The organism is Dyella sp. 2HG41-7 (assembly GCF_021390675.1).
Lineage (GTDB): Bacteria > Pseudomonadota > Gammaproteobacteria > Xanthomonadales > Rhodanobacteraceae > Dyella_B.
In genome coordinates, this window is sequence record NZ_JAJEJV010000004.1 from 3,255,595 (window position 1) to 3,272,827 (window position 17,233).

A 17,233-nucleotide genomic window follows, 5' to 3' on the forward strand; every position below is an offset into this window, starting at 1 on the left:
TCAGTACGAAGCGAATGGTGGTCCCGTCGCGCTTAATCTGTACTGAAGGGTTTACTTCTTGATACGCGCGCTGTCCCAAGGGTTTGCCTGACCTTCGGCTCCGCGCAATCGCAAGATCCAGCAGTCGTGAATATTTGCGCGGCGGGAAAAATCGAAGGGGATGCTGCCGGCTCCCCAGTTTTCGATTGTCATGCGCTCTTCCAACGCTTCGCGATCGAGCGTGAATCGCCGGAAATTGTTCGAAAAGACGATCACGCCGTCGTTCGTCAACCGATCCGCGCACGCCAGCAACAATTTGACGTGATCGCGCTGCACATCGAAATCTTCTGCGCGTTTGGAATTGGAAAAGGTCGGCGGATCGACATAAATCAATCCGTAACGCTCGCGCGCATGTTGCAGAAATTCGCTTGCATCCGATTGCACCAATCGATGTTTGTCGCCGGCAAATCCGTTCAACGCGAGATTGCGCGACGCCCACTCCAAATACGTACCGGACAAATCGACGCTGGTGGTGTCGCGCGCGCCGCCTGCCGCCGCATACACGCTTGCCGTCGCGGTGTAAGCAAACAAATTGAGGAATCGCTTGCCGGCGGCCAATTCGCGCACTTTTGCGCGGACCAGGCGATGATCGAGAAACAGGCCGGTGTCCAGGTAATCGAAAAGATTTACCAGAAACGCCAAACCACCCTCTTCGACTTCGATAAATTCGCCGCGCTGATCGAATTGACCGTACTTGGAACCGCCCTTGCCCCGCTCGCGCGTTTTGATCGCCATGCGTGCGCGCGGCGTATCGAACACTTCGCCGGCGACGCGCGCGATTTCGCGCATGCGCGTGCGCGCCAATTCGGCAGGCACGTCGGCGGGCGCACGGTATTCCTGGATATGCAAATGCGTGGCGCCAGCGTTATCCGTATAAACGTCGATGGCCGCCGCATATTCGGGCAGATCCTGATCGTAAGCGCGCCACGCATGCACGCCTTCGCGCTCCAGCCGCTTGCGCAAATGCTTGACGTTCTTTTCCAGACGATTCTTGAGCATCTGCGCGCCGGGCGACAACGGCGCTTTTTCGCGCGGCGTGTCGTTGCGCGGATGCAATTCAAACGTCAGCAACACGGTTTCCAGCGCGCCGTTGTAAAGCGCGTATTTCTTGTCGGCGCGCAATGTCATGGCGCGCCCCAGTTCGGCATCGCCCGCAAGCACTGCGGCGCGCCAACCAGTGAAGTGATCTCGCAGGGTTTCACCCAAGGCGCGATACAACTTCGGCATGCTTTCGCGTTCGCCCAATCGCTCGCCATAGGGCGGATTGGTGATGACGAGACCTTGCGTCATGCCCGATGGTGGCCGCACGTGCTGCATATCGTGCTTATCCAACGTGAGGAAGCCGGCGATGCCTGCCTCCTGCGCGTTGCGTTTGGCCGTCTGCACCATCCGCGCATCCGCGTCGGAGCCGAAGAAACAGCTGCGCAACACCGGCAGACCCGCTTCGGCGCGTTGATTCGCTTCCTGAAGCAAATTTCGCCACAGCGCGATGTCGTGTTGCTTCCAGCCGAGAAAACCGAAGTAGGAACGGCGCAAGCCCGGCGCAACATCGGCCACCATCAAGGCGCCTTCGATCAGCAGCGTTCCCGAGCCGCACATGGGATCGAGCAACGCACCACCTTGCGCGTAGATCGCGGGCCAATCCGCGCGCAGCAGCATCGCGGCGGCGAGGTTTTCTTTCAGCGGCGCCTCGCCTTGCATTTCGCGCCAGCCACGGCGATGCAAGGGCGCGCCCGCAAGATCGATCGATACGGTGGCGCGATCGCGACGCAAGCGCACGTTGATGCGCACATCGGGTTCTTCCGTATCGACATCGGGACGCGCGAGACCTTTTTCGCGGAATTGATCGACCACGGCGTCTTTCACGCGCTGCGCGAGAAATTGGCTGTGCGTGAGCTTGCTTTGCGCCGTATTGGCATCCACCGCCATGGTGGCGTTTTGCGCAAGATGCTCAGTCCAATCGATGGATTGCACGCCTGCGTACAGCGCATCGTCGGTCGCCGCGTCGAATTCGGCGATCGGCAACAAAATACGGCTTGCCAGACGCGACCACAGGCACGCGCGATATGCGGTTTCCAAGGTGCCGGAAAAACGTACGCCGGCAAGCGTCTCATGCACGTCTTCCGCGCCGAGCGCGATCAGCTCGTCGCGCAGCAGATATTCGAGGCCCTTGGGACAAGTTGCGAAAAATGGATTCAACGTGAGCCCGCCAACGATTGCAAAAAGTATTCGAACTGCCGGCCGATCGCGTTGACGTGATCGCCCAGACGATGATCGTCATCGACGATCAACAGCGGGAGCGATCGCCGCCCGGCGAATTCGTACATCTCGTCCAACGGGCAAACATCGTCGTGCCAGCCGTGGATAAGCAACGTGGGAACATCCAGTCGCACATCGAACGCCAGATTGTTGCCCGGAATCAATGCGGGTGTGGCGAGCAAAAACAGCCCAGCCACCGGCAATTCCAACGACGCCAACCCGGAGACGAACGCACCCATGCTGGAACCCACCAAAATCGGCGGCGCACTGCACGCGGCGATGCGCTCGTGCAGACGGGCAATGCGCGGCGCGATGGAGTCGGCGTGGCCGAGCTTGTCGTCCTCGCGATAGTCCGGGCGCTCCGTGCTCCAGCCCATCGACTCGGCGATCTTCGCCAATGCGCTGACTTTGGTGGCGTCCGGGCCGGAATCCGAGCCGTGGGAAAGAATGACGTGTCCGGGCATGGCGGGGGCTCCATGGAAGGCGCAGGGGGACGCGCATGATAGCCGCTTGGCCCGAAGCCCGACGTGTCATGGCGCGTATCTGCCTGCACGGATATGCAAAACTCACCGCCATGCCGATGCTAACCGTCCACGATCAGCCCCTTCCGTACGTCGCCAAATTGCCCGAGCGGCCGGCCGACGCCGTGACCCTGGTCGTCATCCATTGCACGGAATTGCCCGACCTGGCCACCGCGCGCGAATACGGTGAAAAAGCGCTGTACGAGAACGGTACCGGCAACAGCGGCCACTACTACATCGACCGCGACGGCGCGGTTTATCGCTACGTGCCGGGGACGCGCATCGCCAACCATGTGCGCGGCTACAACCCGCCTTCGATCGGCATCGAACTGGTCAATCGCGGGCGCTACCCGAACTGGTTCGATACCCGCCAGCAAACCATGACCGAGCCTTACACCGCCGCCCAGATTGCGGCGCTGCGCGCGCTGCTCGCGCAATTGCGCAGCGAGTTCCCTAACCTGCATGAGATCGCCGGTCACGAAGATCTGGACACCGCCCGCGTGCCCGCCAGCGACGACCCGAGCCGGGAGGTATCGCGCAAGCTCGATCCCGGCCCGCTATTCCCTTGGAACGACGTATTGCCGGGCAGCGGACTGACCCGAATTCGCGCCAATCACTGAGCGACCCGACCCGCCCCGGCTATAATTCCCGGCCATTTGAGCTTCAGGGGTTTGCGGTATGCGGGATACACACGTCAAGGAACTGGTCGAGCTGCTGCAGCTCGAACGACTGGAAGACAACCTCTTCCGTGGCCAGAGCCGCGACATCGGCACCCGCTACGTATTCGGCGGCCAAGTGCTGGGCCAGGCGCTGTCCGCCGCGCAGCAGACGGTAGATCCCAAGCGCGAGGCGCACTCGCTGCATGCCTATTTCCTGCGCGCCGGCGATATCGATGCGCCGATCGTGTACAGCGTCGAACATGCGCGCGACGGCGGCACGTTCTCGGCCCGCCGCGTGGTGGCGATCCAGCACGGCCAGCCGATCCTCAACGGCGCCATTTCGTTCCAGGTGCCTGAAAAGGGCGTCGAACACCAATCCTCGATGCCGGAGGTCCCGGCGCCGGAAGACGTGGAGCCCATGCATCGCGTGCCGCCCGACGAGCTTGCCCGTTTGCCGGTGAAGCTGCAGCGCTGGCTGGGCAGCGACGGTCCGTTCGAGTTCCGCCAGGTGTGGCCGCGCGACGAGCTGCATCCGTCCAAGCGCCCGCCGATCCAGCACATCTGGTTCCGGCTTAGCTCGCCGATCGTCGATTCGGCGGTCCTGCATCGCGCCCTGCTGGCCTACGCCTCGGACTTCCACCTGATCGGCACCGCCACCTTGCCGCACGGCATTTCCTACCTCACCCACAACGTGCAGATGGCCAGCCTGGATCACGCGCTGTGGTTCCACCGCCCATTCAAGGTGGACGAATGGCTGCTGTATTCCTGCGACAGCCCCACGGCGCAAGGTGCGCGCGGGCTCGCCCGGGGGCAGATTTTCAGCCGCGACGGCCACCTGGTGGCCTCGACCGCGCAGGAAGGGCTGATCCGGCTGCGCGGCGAGTAAACTGCCCGCATGCGCCTGCTCTATACCTCGCCCCGGCAAGAAAACATCGACCGCGTCGTCGCCTTCATGGCCGAAAACGATGTGGAGACCACCATCACCAACCGCTCCAACTGGAATCGGCCCAGCTACCAGCGTTTCAGCTACTCCCAGCGCACCGAAAATCGAGATGTCTGGCCGCAGGTCTGGGTGAGCCGCGCGGACGATTACACCAAGGCGCGTGAGCTGCTGCGCAAGCTGGGCATCGAGCCGGAAATTCGCCACGGCGTGGAACTGAAAGCGTCTCGCGATCCGGTTGCGTCGGTGTATGTGCGCCGTGAACATACCGTGGCGCGGGTACGCCGCATCGCGCTGTTGGCGATTTTGGGCGTCTTCATGGTGCTGGCGCTGCATTACCTTCACATTCTCTGAAGGCAAATCGCTCGTTTTAAAGGCAAAACGCTTGCCATATCGGTCGCGGGCAGTCATAGAATCATCCCATGCGTTCCGATCATGTCCGACTGTTCCAGACGCTGCCGCACGCCTGCGGTTATTACCCCGGGCGTACGGCACAGAATCTGGTGATCGATCCAGCCGCCCCGCAGCTGGATCGGCTTTATGGCGCGGCCTTAGACCATGGATTTCGTCGCGCGGGCGGCCATCTTTATTTTCCGCACTGCCCTAATTGCCACGCGTGCACGCCCTGCCGTATCGACGTGGCGAATTTCAAACCGGATCGTGCACAACGCCGCTGCTTGAAGCGCAACGCAGATCTCATCGTCACCGAGCACATGGCCGGCTACAACAGCGAACGTCACGCGCTGTATTCGCGCTATCTGCGCACGCGCCATCCGGGCGGCGGGATGGACGAAGCGGAAGCCAGCGATTTTCGCCGCTTCCTTACCGCGCCGTGGAGCCCCACGGTGTTCGTGGAACTGCACCAGGGCGAACGCTTGCTCGGCGTGGCAGTGACGGACGTGTGCATCACCGGCGTTTCAGCCGTCTATACGTTCTACGATCCCGACGAACAGGATCGCAGCCTGGGTACGTTCGCCATTCTGCAGCAGGTGGAATTGGCGCGCAGGCGCGGCATTCCGTGGGTCTATCTCGGTTTCTGGATCAAGGATCATCCGAAAATGGATTACAAGCGCCGCTTCAAACCGTTGCAGGTGCGTGGCGCGGACGGTTGGAAAAATCTGCCGGATCCTTGATCGCCGAAAACCTCCGTAGCGGCGGCGCGCATGCCAACGTCATGCGCTTTTTACGGTGATTTGCTCTGCGCTGATCTTCGGATACGGGAACAGTTTGATCAGCGGCACGGAAATGCCGTCGTCGCCTACGACACGACAATGCGTGCGATCGAGTTCGCGCGGATCTTCCACGCCGCAGCTGTGCGCGATGATGCCGACTTCGTGCATCACGTTGCGCGCGTAATTCGCCACGCGCTCGCTCTTGTCCGCAACCACCAATCCGCGTTGCAACCGCGGATTTTGCGTGGTGATACCCGTGGGACAGGTATTGCGATTGCACTGCAGCGACTGAATGCAACCCAATGCGAGCATGAAACCGCGTGCGGAATTGACGAAATCGGCGCCCATCGAAATCGCCCATGCGACGTCGTACGCGGTAATGCATTTACCCGAACAAATGACTTTGATGCGATCCCTCAGCCCTTTCTCGATCAGCGTATTGACCAGTGCCGGCAGCGCTTCGTGCAGCGGCAAGCCGACACCTTCCATCAAGGTTTGCGGCGCCGCGCCGGTGCCGCCTTCGGAACCGTCGATGATGATGAAATCCGGCGCGCTTTCGATGCCGCGCTTGCCAATCTCATCGCACAACTCTTCGATCCACTCCATGCCGCCGAACACGGCCTTGAAGCCGGTGGGCTTGCCGGTGAGACGACGAATGTGCGTGATCGCATCCATCAATTGCGTCACGTTGCCGATATCCAGATGGCGATTGGGACTCTGCGAATCCTGACCCACGGGAATGCCGCGAATAGCGGCAATTTCCGGCGTCACTTTCGCGGCCGGCAACAAACCGCCCATGCCAGGCTTAGCGCCCTGCCCGAGCTTGATGCTGACCATCTTCACTTGCTTGTGCGCGCAGATCGCCAGCAGTTTTTGATCGTCCAATTTGCCGTCCGGCGTGCGTACGCCGTATTTGGCGGTGCCGATTTCGAACACGATGTCGCAACCGCCTTCCAGATGATACGGCGCCAAACCGCCCTCACCTGTATCCATCCAGATGCCTGCTTTCGCCGCACCGCTGGACAGCGCACGCACCGCTGGCGCCGATAGCGCGCCGAAGCTCATCGCGGAAATATTGAAGAACGCCGCATGATCGTAAGGCTCCCGCGCAAACGGTCCGATGCGCACCGGCTTGGGCTCCACATGATGGTCGCCCAGCGCAGGAAACGGCGCATTGACGAAAAACGGAACGCCCTCGCCGCGCAAATCGCGCGTGGAACCGAACGCGTTGGTGTTTTCGGAATTCTTGGCGGCGCGATACACCCATACGCGTTGCGCGCGATTGAACGGAAATTCTTCGCGATCGCTGGAAAAAAGATATTGGCGAAAGAACTCGCCCAGATGCAGGAAGAAGTAACGGAAGTGCCCGATCACCGGGTAATTGCGCAACACCGAGTTGTGCGTCTGATTGCGGTCGACCACCCATACCACGGCCAACACCAACACGGCGGTGATCAGCAGCAGCATAAACAACGCTGCAAAGGTTTCCACCAGCACGATTAGCCAATGCGAAAAACCAGTCGATTCCATCCCTGCTCTCCGCCGTGTTTTGGGGGCCCTTTCTCAGCATAGAGAGGGCGCGCTTTGGGATTCTACAACTCTGTACGAATCGGTTTCGCGGCCCGGATGGCCTTGGCTTTGGCCGACTCGATATCACTGTCGCGCGCCAAGGTTACCGCCATGCGGCGGCGGCCTTTGACTTCGGGCTTGCCGAAAATGCGCAGCTGCGTATCGGGCTCCGCCAAGGCCTCGGCAATACCGTGGTAACGCGGCGCCGGACCATCACCCTCCACCAGCACCGCGCACGACGCGGATGGACCGTTCTGGCGGATCACCGGTATGGGTAAACCGAGAATGGCGCGCGCGTGCAAGGCGAATTCGGAGAGGTCCTGCGAAATGAGCGTCACCAACCCGGTGTCGTGCGGACGCGGGCTCACTTCTGAAAAAATGACTTGGTCGCCTTTCACGAAGAACTCGACGCCGAATACGCCCCAACCGCCGAGCGCACCGGTAATCGCCTGCGCCTGACGCTGCGCCTCAGCCAACGCGACATCGCTCATCGGTTGCGGTTGCCACGATTCGCGGTAATCACCGTCTTCCTGTCGATGCCCGATCGGCGCGCAGAAACTCGTGCCGTCTTTGTGGCGCACGGTAAGCAGGGTGATTTCGTAATCGAAGGGAACGAATCCTTCCACGATCACGCGCCCCTTGCCTGCGCGGCCGCCCGATTGCGCGTAATCCCAGGCTTTGTGCATGCCCGCGGTATCGCGCACCACGCTCTGGCCCTTGCCCGACGAACTCATCACGGGCTTGATCACGAAGGGAAATCCAATCGCTGTGGTCGCGTCGCGAAATTCGCTTTCGCTGTCGCAGAAACGATAAGGCGACGTCGGCAATCCCAATTCTTCAGCGGCCAGACGGCGAATGCCTTCACGGTCCATGGTCAGCCAGGCGGCACGCGCCGTCGGGATAACTTTCAGACCTTCTTTTTCCAATTCCACCAGCGTGGGCGTGTGGATAGCCTCGATTTCGGGCACCACCAGATCCGGCTTTTCCTGTTCGATCAGCGCGCGCAGGGCGTTGCCGTCCAACATATCGATGACATGGCTGCGGTGCGCCACTTGCATGCCGGGCGCATGCGCGTAGCGGTCTACCGCAATCACTTCCACGGCAAACCGTTGCAATTCGATCGCGACCTCCTTTCCAAGCTCGCCTGCACCGAGCAACAGCACCTTCAAGGCGTGGTTGGAATGGGGGGTGCCAAAGGGCTTCATTGCGATCTCCGGTCAAAGCGCCATTGTACGTCCTAAGCGTTGATGCACTGCAGATTGACGTCGAACAAAAGCAGGTATCCACTCATCTCAACTCCGTTCCCCACGGATCGAATATGCGCAGCGCTACTGCCCCGCTTTTGCTGGTGCTGGTGTTGTGCTTTGTCCCCACCACGGACAGAGCGGCCACGGATGCTGCCCCCGCAAATACCACCTGGATGACCGTGCTGCTCAACGGCCGCAAGATCGGCTACGAAAAAATTCACCGCGAACAGGTCGGCGACACCGTCACCACGACGGAAACGCTAGTGATGAATATCGAGCGCAATCACCGATCGGTGCCTTACACCAATATCAGTCGCAGCGTGGAAACGACGGAAGGCAAGCCCATCAGCTTCGACATGCGCACCCTGATGTCTGCCGGCGTAACGAGAGTGGAAGGCAGAATTCTGTCCGACGGCCGCCTGGAATTGATCAACACGAGCGAAGGCAATTCGCGTCAATCAATCACCGATTGGCCGTCCGACGCCGTATTGGTCGAAGGCCAACGCAAGGCCATGCAGGCGGCGATCGAACACCCCGGAGCTCATTACGACCTGCGCCTCTACAACCAGGCAGGTCAGCAGGCGATGGATCTCAACGTGGACGTTATCGGCAACGAGCAAGTGCCGTTGCAGGATCACGTCGAAACGCTGAGCCATCAACGCGAAGTCCTGCAGCAGGCGACCGGCACGCAGACCGTCGAACTCTGGGTCGATACGCATGGCGATATCCGCAAAGGTTCCATTTCGCTGCTGGGCGCGCCGATGGACATGATCGCTTGCAGCGAGACATGCGCCGAGGCGCCTGCGCAAAGCTTGAATATGATGCAGTCGGCGTTGATCGATTCGCCGCGCCCGCTCAACGCGGAAATGCTCTCCGACTTCCTCGGTTATCACGCGCATGTCACGAACAAGGCGATTACCAAACCCTTTATCGCTACCGACCAGCAATCAGTATCCGATTTGGGAAACGGCGAGTGGCTGATCAAGGTTTATCGTGGCGTATCGGACGCGCAAAGCGCACCCACGCCATCGGACACGCAACCCAATGCATGGGTTCAATCCGACGATCCGGAAATTCGCCGTCTCGCCGCGATGGCCGCTGGTGATGCGCAGACGAAGTCGCACATCATGGGCAACCTCAGCAGCTTCGTGAGCGGCTATCTCTCCAGGCGCGGGTTGGATATCGGTTACGCGTCGGCACTGGAAGTCGCCCGAGATCGTCAAGGCGACTGCGCGGAGTACGCCGTGCTACTTACAGCGCTCGCTCGCGCTGAAGGTATTCCCGCCCGTGTCGTTGTCGGCGTTCTTTATGCCGATCGATACGACAACAAGGTGCGCGTTTTCGTACCGCATGCGTGGGTTTCCGCGTGGGTCAATGGTCACTGGCGCAGTTTCGATCCGGTTACCCTGGGATTTGATAGCGGCCATATTGCGCTCGATACCGGCGATGGCAATCCTTGGCATTTCTTTAACGCCATGAATGAATTGGGCAGCATTCAAATCGACTCCGTGCAAACCTTTTCCGAGATGTACGATTTTTGGGAAAAGGGTTTGGAATTGAGTCCGGATGGCGTTCCAGGCGGATCGGCGAGATAGGTTTCAGCGGCGTCGATCCTGCGCAGCAAATCCATGCTTGGCCATCACGAGCTTGCGGATTTCGCCCGCAATCCGAAACCCAACGCAATCCATCCGACGATAAACGCGACGCCACCAATCGGTGTCGCGATGCCGATCCATCGCATCGCTCCAAGCGCGAGTGCGTACAAGCTGCCACTGAACAACACGATACCTATGCCAAACGCCAGCAGCGCGATCCCGCGCCACCGCCCCTTGACCGCAAACGCCGTAAGCGCCAAAGCCAGGGCATGCCAAAAGTGATAGTCGACAGCCGTATGCCAAAGCTCGTAGTGCGGCGCATCGAGCACGCTTCTGAGCGCATGCGCGCCGAAGGCCCCGCACAACACGGCGCTGGCGCCCGCTGCGCCGGCAAGCAGGCCGGCATGATTTTGGGCAAGTTGTCGCATCGGCGAGGTTTCCTGTCGTCAAGGCCGCGATGAATCGTCGCGCGTGGCGTATGCTGGCTGGGTTCCGCCGCATGGAATTCTTGCATGAAGCTCTTGCGATTCGCCCGCGTTGCCGTCTTTTCGATCGTACTCGGCGCTCCCCTCCTGCTCACCGCGTGTCAGCAGCAGGACAGTGCATCCCCATGGCAGCTGACGGATATCTCCGGGCATATGCCGGACTTGATGTTCCGGCTTACCGACGACCAGGGCAAAGCCGTCACAGCGGCCGATTATCGCAACAAAGTCACCCTGCTCTACTTTGGCTATACGCATTGCCCGGACGTTTGCCCGTTGACCCTCGCGCATCTGCATGTGGTTATGCAACGGCTTGGCAATCTCGCCGATGGCGCCCGTATTCTCTTTGTGAGCGTCGATCCGTCCCGCGATACGCCGGAAGTGCTGCATGCGTACGTCGCCGCGTTCGATTCGCACGCCATCGGCTTAACCGGCTCGCCCTCCGATATCGAAGCGCTGACCAAGCGTTACCGCGCGGCATTTTCCCGCGAACCGGATAAGCGCGGCGGTAGTTACGACGTCAGCCACAGCTCGGGTATTTATGTTTTCGACGCTAGCGGCAAAGCGCGCCTGCTCGCCACACCCACGGATTCGCAAGACAAGCTCGTGCACGACTTGCATTTGCTCTTGAGCCCAGGAGATGCGAAGTGATCGGCCGTACGCTGCTGTTGACGCTGGCGATCCTGCTGCCCCTCAGCAGCGAAGCCGCGCAAGCGGACCATATCAAGGCCAGCAACGCATGGATTCGCCTGCTTCCCGCGAATCTCCCGGCGGGTGGTTACGTTACGTTGCAAAACCAGGGCAGCTCCGCCGCGACACTGGTTTCAGTGCATAGCACCGCATACGCCTCGGCGATGCTTCATCAGAGCAGCGCAAGTGAAGCAGGCGGCAGCACGATGCGCATGCTCGATCGATTGGCGATCCCTGCGCAGGGCCAGGTTGCATTGGCGCCTGCTGGATACCATCTCATGCTTGAGCAAGCGACGCATCCACTAACGCCTGGCGACAAGATCGATATCACGCTGGATTTTTCGGATGGCAGTCACTTGCCCGTACAGTTCACCGTGCGACCCGCCAACGCATCCGAGTAAATAAAACCGACGTCATGCGCGTCTTCGCCATTTCAGATTTGCATCTGGACTATGCCGCCAACCACGAATGGTTGAAGCAATTGTCCCTGCACGATTACCAGCACGACGTGCTGATACTCGCCGGCGACGTCTCCGATCGCTTGGCGTTGCTCGACGATGCATTCGGCATACTGACGCGACGCTTCGCCACGGTGTTGTTTGTACCGGGCAATCACGATCTCTGGGCCCGAAGGGAGCGCCTAAACGATTCCTTCGAAAAGCTCGACGCAGTGCGCGCCGCAGCTGACCAGCATGGTGTTGGCATGGACGTTTTCCGCCAAGGCGACTTGGCGATCATTCCGCTGCTTGGGTGGTACGACTATTCGTTTGGCGCTGCCGACGATTATCTCAAGGCCGCATGGGCCGACTACCGCGCGTGCAAATGGCCCGACTTCGACGACGGAGCCTTGACGCGCCTCTTTACGGAACAAAACCCAACGCCATCGACGCTGCCCCTCGATGATGCGCAACGCATCGTAACGTTTTCGCACTTTTTGCCACGCATCGATCTAATGCCCGAACGCATTCCCGAGAAACATCGAAAGATCTACCCAGTGCTGGGCACGACGATTCTGGATGCGCAGCTTCGCGCGCTCGGTTCAACAACGCACGTTTACGGGCATAGCCACGTCAATCGACATGTCACGCTCGATGGCGTCACCTACATCAACAACGCGTTCGGCTATCCGTCGGAGTCGCATTTCACGGCACGCCAGCTCGCTCAGGTGTGCTGACCGATACCTGAGCGCGCGGCTGCGCATAGCGCGACTGGCGTCGAATGCGCCCACTGCGCGAAAGCCGCAGCCACTGCCGCATCGCGAGCAAGCCGCCTGCCGTCTCGATCATCGCCGCCGGCACCCAGATGATGATGCCGCCGATCAGCTGCCCTGTGAATACATTGAAATTGAATGCGCGCCCGCAGATTTCAAAAATCGGGTAAAGGTCCGCCTTGGAGAACGTGATGATGGCGCCCGCCAAAATTTGCGGCGTCATCGTAATGCCCGGCGACAACACGCGGATGCCTGGCGTCATGCGCCCTGGCGGCCTTGGCCGATGATCCAGCACCAGCCACCAATACACGAAACCGCTGACGATCATCGACCAGTTCATAAAGCGGTAGATGCGCCAGTCGAGCATCGCCATCGTCTGCATCGATGGGATCAGCCAGATCAGGATGAAAGCCACGAACAAGATGGTGGCGACCGCTGGATTCAGCAGCACTGCGCTCGCGAACCGCCAAACCCACGAGCGCATGGCGGGCCGCAGCACGCGTACGCGCCAGCTCAACGGCAAACCCGCACGAAAAACGGTGCCGGGATACGACGCGACGATAATCAACGGCGCGATGTGATGCAGCAGCAACTGCTGAATGCGGTGCATGAAAAACTCGTGCTCCGCATAGAAATCGAAATACGTCTGCAAACTGAGATAAACGATCGCCATGCCCGACCAGAACGCGATCTTGCGCGCGGCGCTGACCGGCAGCGTCCGGCTGCCGCGCCAATAGAGCACGCACGCCCCCAGAAAGCTCGCGAAGAATACCCACGAAAACTCCCAGGGAACGAGCCATTTGAGCAAGGTGGCGATCATCGACCCTAAAACCACTCCCAACCATCGCCGACCAGCTTAAATCAGCTGAGGTCCGGACGGCACTAGCTTGCGGCATCTTGCCGTGATCAGGCCCGCTGGCGGCGATTGCGGCGCGTACGACGCCAGCCATAAAGCAACCCTGCGACCGTAATGAACGCGGGCAGCAGCACGATATTGATCACTTTGATCCGCGTTCCCAGCGCGTCGATCTCCGCATTGAGCTGGTGCTGCACTTCGCGCAATTCCTTGCTGATCGCCAGCTCGCGTTGCAGGAATTGCTCGATCTCCTGCTTTTGCTCGGTGCTAGTCGACGCTGCGCGAGCGCCCTTGGCCGGCTGCAGTTCGTCAAGCCGCTGCTTGGTATCGGCTAATTCGTTTTGCAGTTCCTGCTTCTTTTGCAGAAATTTGCGATCGGCGGCGCGTTGCAGCGCCTGCACGCGCGTAAACGGACGCAATGAACTGGAGCGTCCGCGGATTGACAACAACGCCGACGAACCGGTCAGGTTGTCCACCATGTTGTTGATGAAGTCGCCGTTATTGGCGAACGCGCTCAACATCGGTTGATCGAGGAAGGACGTCTGCGTTTCCACCCACAGGCGATCGGTCAACAGATCGGTATCGGCCACCAGAATCACTTCGGAATTCGGCGCCGATTGCGCCAAATGCCCCGGCTTCTTGGCGAATTCCGGGAACGCGCTGACGAAGGTTCCGCGTACGCGCGCAGCAATCACGTAATTTTGGTTCTGCGGTTGATAACTGTCCAACAAGCTCGAAGGATTGCTGCTTGCCTCAATAACGCGTTGCGTCGGAACCACCTCCGCATCCGCACTGCTTTGAATCAGCGGAATCAGGCGCGTGTTCGCGTTGGGCAGCAGATCGAAATATCCGGTCGTCGAGACATTGATGCGCTGCAGACTGGCCGTAATCACATCGTCGCGATTGAGCTCGGACGCGCCCAACCCAAGCATCGCCGGGTGCGCGAGATTGACCCCAGCCAGCTCGATCTGCAAAGCGCGTGCGCGGTCGAGCAGTACTTGATCGGGATTGAATTGCACGCCCCAATCGGCGAGCAAACGCGGCAGATTGGAACTGTGATTGTTGGTGGCGCTGGTCGCATCGTCGACCAGCGGCGTGGGATCGGATTCCGAGAATGGGTCGACAAAAACCACCAGATGTCCACCGCCCAGCACATATTGGTCGAGTGCGTATTGCACGGCGGCGGGAATGCCCTTGGGATGAATCAGCAGCAACACCTGGATATTTTTATCGACATGGCTGAGCTTGTCCGTATCGATCATCTCCACATCGAACAATTGTTGCAGCTGGCGCATCACCGCCCAAGGTTGCGTACCTTGCGCAGCGTCGCCCATCACGGGCAGATCGGTGATCACGCCGATACGCGGCTTCTCCGGCTCGCTCAACTGATAGAGCAGCTTTGCCACGTCGTATTCGAGGAAGGTTTCCCGATTCGGGTCGAAGAACGGAATCGACAGCGTGCGATCGATGCCCTTTCCGTCCGTCGGTGGCGTCTGGTCCGTCGCCGCTTCGCCGACAGGCGCGGTGGTGCTGCCTACCACGCCGAAGAAAATGCGTTCGCCGTTACTACCCCCGTTGACCGCAGTAAGTCCGTTACCCTCGGCACGCGCTTCGTCGTCGGAATAAGGCACGGGATCGACGACCTGCAAGCGGATGCGACCATGCGAACGCGCCACGATTTCCTGCAACATCTCCGCGACGCGTTGCTCGTAACTACGCACTTGCGGCAAATCTTTCGTCGCATGTTGCGAGAAGTACAACGTAAGCCACAGCGGTCGGTTCACGCTGTCGATGATCTGACGCGTACCCGTCGAGAGCGTGTAGAGACGATCCGTGGTGAGGTCGAATCGTTCCGGCGCAAGCCAACGACTGGTAACAAGCGTAATGCTGCAATAACTCACGATCAGTGCAACCAGCGCGCTGATCAGTACGGTTCGTCGACGAAACGGCAGGCCGAACATGTCAGCGGCTCCGCTTCATGTCGAGCACCAACACGCCGGCGTACAACCACGCCGCGATCGTGATGACGAAATACAGCAGATCGCGCACATCCAGCACGCCGCGTGCGATCGCTTCGTAATGGCGCAGCATCGACAAGTGCGCCACGCCGTTCACCAATTTGCGAGGCAGTGCGCCCTGAAAGAAATCCAGCACTTCCGATTGCCCGGCAAGTATCAGCAGCACGCACACCACAGCGGTAAGGATAAACGCCACCACCTGGCTGTTGGTAACGGCCGAAAGACACGCACCAATCGCAAGAAAAGCGCCAGCCATCAACCAGCTGCCGATATAACCGGCAATGATGATGCCGTTGTCGGGCGAGCCGAGATAATTGACCGTGATCCAAATGGGGAAAGTAAGCAGCAACGCAAGGCCGACAAAAAACCAGGCAGCGAGAAATTTACCCAGCATCGCCTGCCACAGCTTGATCGGCAACGTAAGCAACAATTCCAGCGTGCCCGACTTGGCCTCTTCAGCCCACAAGCGCATCGACACCGCTGGCACCAGAATCAAATACAGCCACGGATGCATCACAAAGAACGGCTGCAGATCGGCGATATTGCGATCGTAAAAATCGCCGGCGTAGAACGTGAGAATGCCGGAGAGCACCAAAAAGATAACCAGGAACACATACGCGACCGGCGTGACGAAATAGCTGCGCAACTCCCGGCGCATCACGGCGATAACCGGACTCATGGCCGCGCTCCCGTTTCCGCGCCCAAGGTGATTTGACGAAACACTTCGTCGAGACGTCCGCGTTCGAGCTGTATTTCGGAGATCTCCAAACCTTGCTGGCGCAGCAACGTTTCGACTGGTTCCAGAATACGTTCGCCAGGCTTCGGGAACACAGTAATACGGCCGTCCAAAGGATCTACCTCGATACCGGCCACTTGCGGAAGACGTCCAAGCATCTCTTGCGACACGCCGCTGCCCGCCGCGCTGAATGACACGGCGCCGTGATAACGCGATCGCGCTTCCAACTCGGCCGGCGTGGCATCCGCGCGCAATTTTCCGCCGGCGATAATCACCACGCGATTGCACAAGGCATGCACTTCTTCCAGCAAATGCGTGGAAATAAGAATCGTGCGTTCGCGCGCCATGGCGTCGATCAGTTGTCGCACGGTGTGTTTTTGATTCGGATCGAGACCGTCAGTCGGTTCGTCCAGCATCAACACCGGTGGATCGTGCAGAATCGCTTGCGCCAGTCCGACGCGTCTGCGCAAACCTTTGGAGAGCGTATCTACGCTTACGTTGAGCGCGTCTTCCAGCTGCAAATAGCTGACCACTTCGTCGAAACGGCGTCGACCGACATCCGCGCGCAATCCACGCACGCGCATGATGAAGACCAAAAATTCGCGTACCGTCATTTCGCCGTAGCTAGGTGCGCCTTCCGGCAAGTAACCGAGCGCGCGCTTGGCCTTCAACGGCTCTTTGAGCACATCGTGACCGCACACGCGCGCCGTGCCTGATGTGGGCGCGAGAAACCCGGCGATCATGCGCATCGCGGTCGATTTCCCCGCGCCGTTTGGGCCCAGCAGCCCGAGCACCTGGCCTGGCTCCGCATAGATGCTCAACGCATCCACGGCGGTCAAATGGCCATAGCGCTTGGTGAGCTTATCGGTCTCGATCATGTTCGCTCGCGAAAAGAACTGCTCTGCAATGTACAGCAAGGGATGCTCTGATCCATTCTACGTAGGCGTCACCGGCTTTGTCCGTTCGCAGGCCACAGGACCATCGGCAAAGGCAGACTGGCTGTCTGTCGAGACGATGCGCCGCGCGCGGGGAGGGTACATGGATGTACCCGGATTTGAGGAGCGAGGAAGGCATGCGAACGGACAAAGCCGGCCCGGAGTTTGATGTCCAGAGAGCTCGCAGGCTGCGCCGCGTAGCTTGAACAGACGGCCAGTCTGCACTGCGCCACGCAACACACCCTGCGAGCCCTCTGGACATCATGCCGCCTACGTAGAATGGATCAGAGCACCCACGCGTGCGG

At 59.9% G+C, this 17,233-nt stretch carries 17 protein-coding genes; 8 read left to right on the plus strand and 9 right to left on the minus strand.

Translation table 11 applies throughout. The features are described from left to right. Positions 1-51: 51 nt before the first annotated feature. Positions 52-2,238 carry a bifunctional 23S rRNA (guanine(2069)-N(7))-methyltransferase RlmK/23S rRNA (guanine(2445)-N(2))-methyltransferase RlmL gene (gene rlmKL / locus L0U79_RS16005; RefSeq protein WP_233843239.1) on the minus strand — a complete coding sequence of 729 codons (2,187 nt, stop codon included), beginning with the start codon at positions 2,236-2,238 and terminating at the stop codon, positions 52-54. Beyond that, a complete protein-coding gene (locus tag L0U79_RS16010) occupies positions 2,235-2,762 on the minus strand; it encodes an alpha/beta hydrolase (protein ID WP_233843240.1) in 528 nt (175 codons plus the stop codon). Before L0U79_RS16010 ends, rlmKL begins: the two co-directional genes overlap by 4 nt. Before the next feature lie 110 nt (positions 2,763-2,872). Here L0U79_RS16010 and L0U79_RS16015 point away from each other — a divergent pair, with 110 nt between their 5' ends. The 4 genes from L0U79_RS16015 (at position 2,873) to L0U79_RS16030 (ending at position 5,551) form a co-directional block, all read left to right on the plus strand. Continuing rightward, on the plus strand, positions 2,873-3,439 hold the full coding sequence (locus L0U79_RS16015) for an N-acetylmuramoyl-L-alanine amidase (protein WP_233843928.1): 567 nt from the start codon (positions 2,873-2,875) through the stop codon (positions 3,437-3,439). A gap of 58 nt (positions 3,440-3,497) precedes the next feature. Further along, entirely contained in the window at positions 3,498-4,364 is an 867-nt protein-coding gene (gene tesB, locus L0U79_RS16020) for an acyl-CoA thioesterase II (protein WP_233843241.1), read from the plus strand. 9 nt (positions 4,365-4,373) lie between these two features. Beyond that, entirely contained in the window at positions 4,374-4,772 is a 399-nt protein-coding gene (locus L0U79_RS16025) for a hypothetical protein (protein ID WP_233843242.1), read from the plus strand. A 68-nt stretch (positions 4,773-4,840) separates the two neighbouring features. Further along, complete coding sequence (locus L0U79_RS16030; protein WP_233843243.1) at positions 4,841-5,551, plus strand: arginyltransferase; 711 nt, start codon at positions 4,841-4,843, stop codon at positions 5,549-5,551. A gap of 39 nt (positions 5,552-5,590) precedes the next feature. On the opposite strand, the gene L0U79_RS16035 is transcribed toward L0U79_RS16030, so the two are convergent. Then, positions 5,591-7,120 carry an FMN-binding glutamate synthase family protein gene (locus L0U79_RS16035; RefSeq protein ID WP_233843244.1) on the minus strand — a complete coding sequence of 510 codons (1,530 nt, stop codon included), beginning with the start codon at positions 7,118-7,120 and terminating at the stop codon, positions 5,591-5,593. Between the two features lie 62 nt (positions 7,121-7,182). Beyond that, positions 7,183-8,364 (minus strand): formate-dependent phosphoribosylglycinamide formyltransferase, encoded by a 1,182-nt coding sequence (purT, locus tag L0U79_RS16040; protein WP_233843245.1) that lies wholly within the window; start codon positions 8,362-8,364, stop codon positions 7,183-7,185. A 113-nt stretch (positions 8,365-8,477) separates the two neighbouring features. On the opposite strand from purT, the gene L0U79_RS16045 reads away from it, so the two are divergent. Then, positions 8,478-10,001 carry a transglutaminase-like domain-containing protein gene (locus L0U79_RS16045; RefSeq protein WP_233843246.1) on the plus strand — a complete coding sequence of 508 codons (1,524 nt, stop codon included), beginning with the start codon at positions 8,478-8,480 and terminating at the stop codon, positions 9,999-10,001. A 44-nt stretch (positions 10,002-10,045) separates the two neighbouring features. Here L0U79_RS16045 and L0U79_RS16050 read toward each other — a convergent pair whose 3' ends face one another. After that, positions 10,046-10,429, minus strand: coding sequence for a DUF423 domain-containing protein (locus L0U79_RS16050; RefSeq protein ID WP_233843247.1), 384 nt, complete (start codon positions 10,427-10,429; stop codon positions 10,046-10,048). An 84-nt stretch (positions 10,430-10,513) separates the two neighbouring features. On the opposite strand from L0U79_RS16050, the gene L0U79_RS16055 reads away from it, so the two are divergent. The 3 genes from L0U79_RS16055 to L0U79_RS16065 are packed head-to-tail and all read left to right on the plus strand — an operon-like array spanning position 10,514 to position 12,347. Continuing rightward, entirely contained in the window at positions 10,514-11,134 is a 621-nt protein-coding gene (locus L0U79_RS16055) for an SCO family protein (RefSeq protein WP_233843248.1), read from the plus strand. Next, entirely contained in the window at positions 11,131-11,574 is a 444-nt protein-coding gene (locus tag L0U79_RS16060) for a copper chaperone PCu(A)C (RefSeq protein ID WP_233843249.1), read from the plus strand. The genes L0U79_RS16055 and L0U79_RS16060 overlap by 4 nt, the downstream gene beginning before the upstream one ends. A gap of 14 nt (positions 11,575-11,588) precedes the next feature. Next, positions 11,589-12,347: a metallophosphoesterase gene (locus tag L0U79_RS16065; RefSeq protein ID WP_233843250.1), complete on the plus strand. Its 759-nt coding sequence runs from the start codon at positions 11,589-11,591 to the stop codon at positions 12,345-12,347. Here L0U79_RS16065 and L0U79_RS16070 read toward each other — a convergent pair. From L0U79_RS16070 to L0U79_RS16085, 4 genes are all read right to left on the minus strand, one after another. Further along, on the minus strand, positions 12,316-13,203 hold the full coding sequence (locus L0U79_RS16070) for a cytochrome c oxidase assembly protein (protein ID WP_233843251.1): 888 nt from the start codon (positions 13,201-13,203) through the stop codon (positions 12,316-12,318). The genes L0U79_RS16065 and L0U79_RS16070 overlap by 32 nt on opposite strands. Before the next feature lie 86 nt (positions 13,204-13,289). Then, positions 13,290-15,200, minus strand: coding sequence for a Gldg family protein (locus L0U79_RS16075; protein WP_233843252.1), 1,911 nt, complete (start codon positions 15,198-15,200; stop codon positions 13,290-13,292). A gap of 1 nt (position 15,201) precedes the next feature. Further along, entirely contained in the window at positions 15,202-15,936 is a 735-nt protein-coding gene (locus L0U79_RS16080) for an ABC transporter permease subunit (RefSeq protein ID WP_233843253.1), read from the minus strand. Beyond that, positions 15,933-16,871 carry an ABC transporter ATP-binding protein gene (locus L0U79_RS16085; RefSeq protein WP_233843254.1) on the minus strand — a complete coding sequence of 313 codons (939 nt, stop codon included), beginning with the start codon at positions 16,869-16,871 and terminating at the stop codon, positions 15,933-15,935. Before L0U79_RS16085 ends, L0U79_RS16080 begins: the two co-directional genes overlap by 4 nt. Between the last annotated feature and the right edge of the window lie 362 nt (positions 16,872-17,233).

Coding starts and splice junctions, on each gene's coding strand:
- L0U79_RS16010 (WP_233843240.1), bottom strand. CDS start 2,762: ATGCCCGGACACGTCATTCTTTCCCACGGCTCGGATTCCGGCCCGGAC.
- L0U79_RS16015 (WP_233843928.1), top strand. CDS start 2,873: ATGCCGATGCTAACCGTCCACGATCAGCCCCTTCCGTACGTCGCCAAA.
- tesB (WP_233843241.1), top strand. CDS start 3,498: ATGCGGGATACACACGTCAAGGAACTGGTCGAGCTGCTGCAGCTCGAA.
- L0U79_RS16025 (WP_233843242.1), top strand. CDS start 4,374: ATGCGCCTGCTCTATACCTCGCCCCGGCAAGAAAACATCGACCGCGTC.
- L0U79_RS16030 (WP_233843243.1), top strand. CDS start 4,841: ATGCGTTCCGATCATGTCCGACTGTTCCAGACGCTGCCGCACGCCTGC.
- L0U79_RS16035 (WP_233843244.1), bottom strand. CDS start 7,120: ATGGAATCGACTGGTTTTTCGCATTGGCTAATCGTGCTGGTGGAAACC.
- purT (WP_233843245.1), bottom strand. CDS start 8,364: ATGAAGCCCTTTGGCACCCCCCATTCCAACCACGCCTTGAAGGTGCTG.
- L0U79_RS16045 (WP_233843246.1), top strand. CDS start 8,478: ATGCGCAGCGCTACTGCCCCGCTTTTGCTGGTGCTGGTGTTGTGCTTT.
- L0U79_RS16050 (WP_233843247.1), bottom strand. CDS start 10,429: ATGCGACAACTTGCCCAAAATCATGCCGGCCTGCTTGCCGGCGCAGCG.
- L0U79_RS16055 (WP_233843248.1), top strand. CDS start 10,514: ATGAAGCTCTTGCGATTCGCCCGCGTTGCCGTCTTTTCGATCGTACTC.
- L0U79_RS16065 (WP_233843250.1), top strand. CDS start 11,589: ATGCGCGTCTTCGCCATTTCAGATTTGCATCTGGACTATGCCGCCAAC.
- L0U79_RS16070 (WP_233843251.1), bottom strand. CDS start 13,203: ATGATCGCCACCTTGCTCAAATGGCTCGTTCCCTGGGAGTTTTCGTGG.
- L0U79_RS16075 (WP_233843252.1), bottom strand. CDS start 15,200: ATGTTCGGCCTGCCGTTTCGTCGACGAACCGTACTGATCAGCGCGCTG.
- L0U79_RS16080 (WP_233843253.1), bottom strand. CDS start 15,936: ATGAGTCCGGTTATCGCCGTGATGCGCCGGGAGTTGCGCAGCTATTTC.
- L0U79_RS16085 (WP_233843254.1), bottom strand. CDS start 16,871: ATGATCGAGACCGATAAGCTCACCAAGCGCTATGGCCATTTGACCGCC.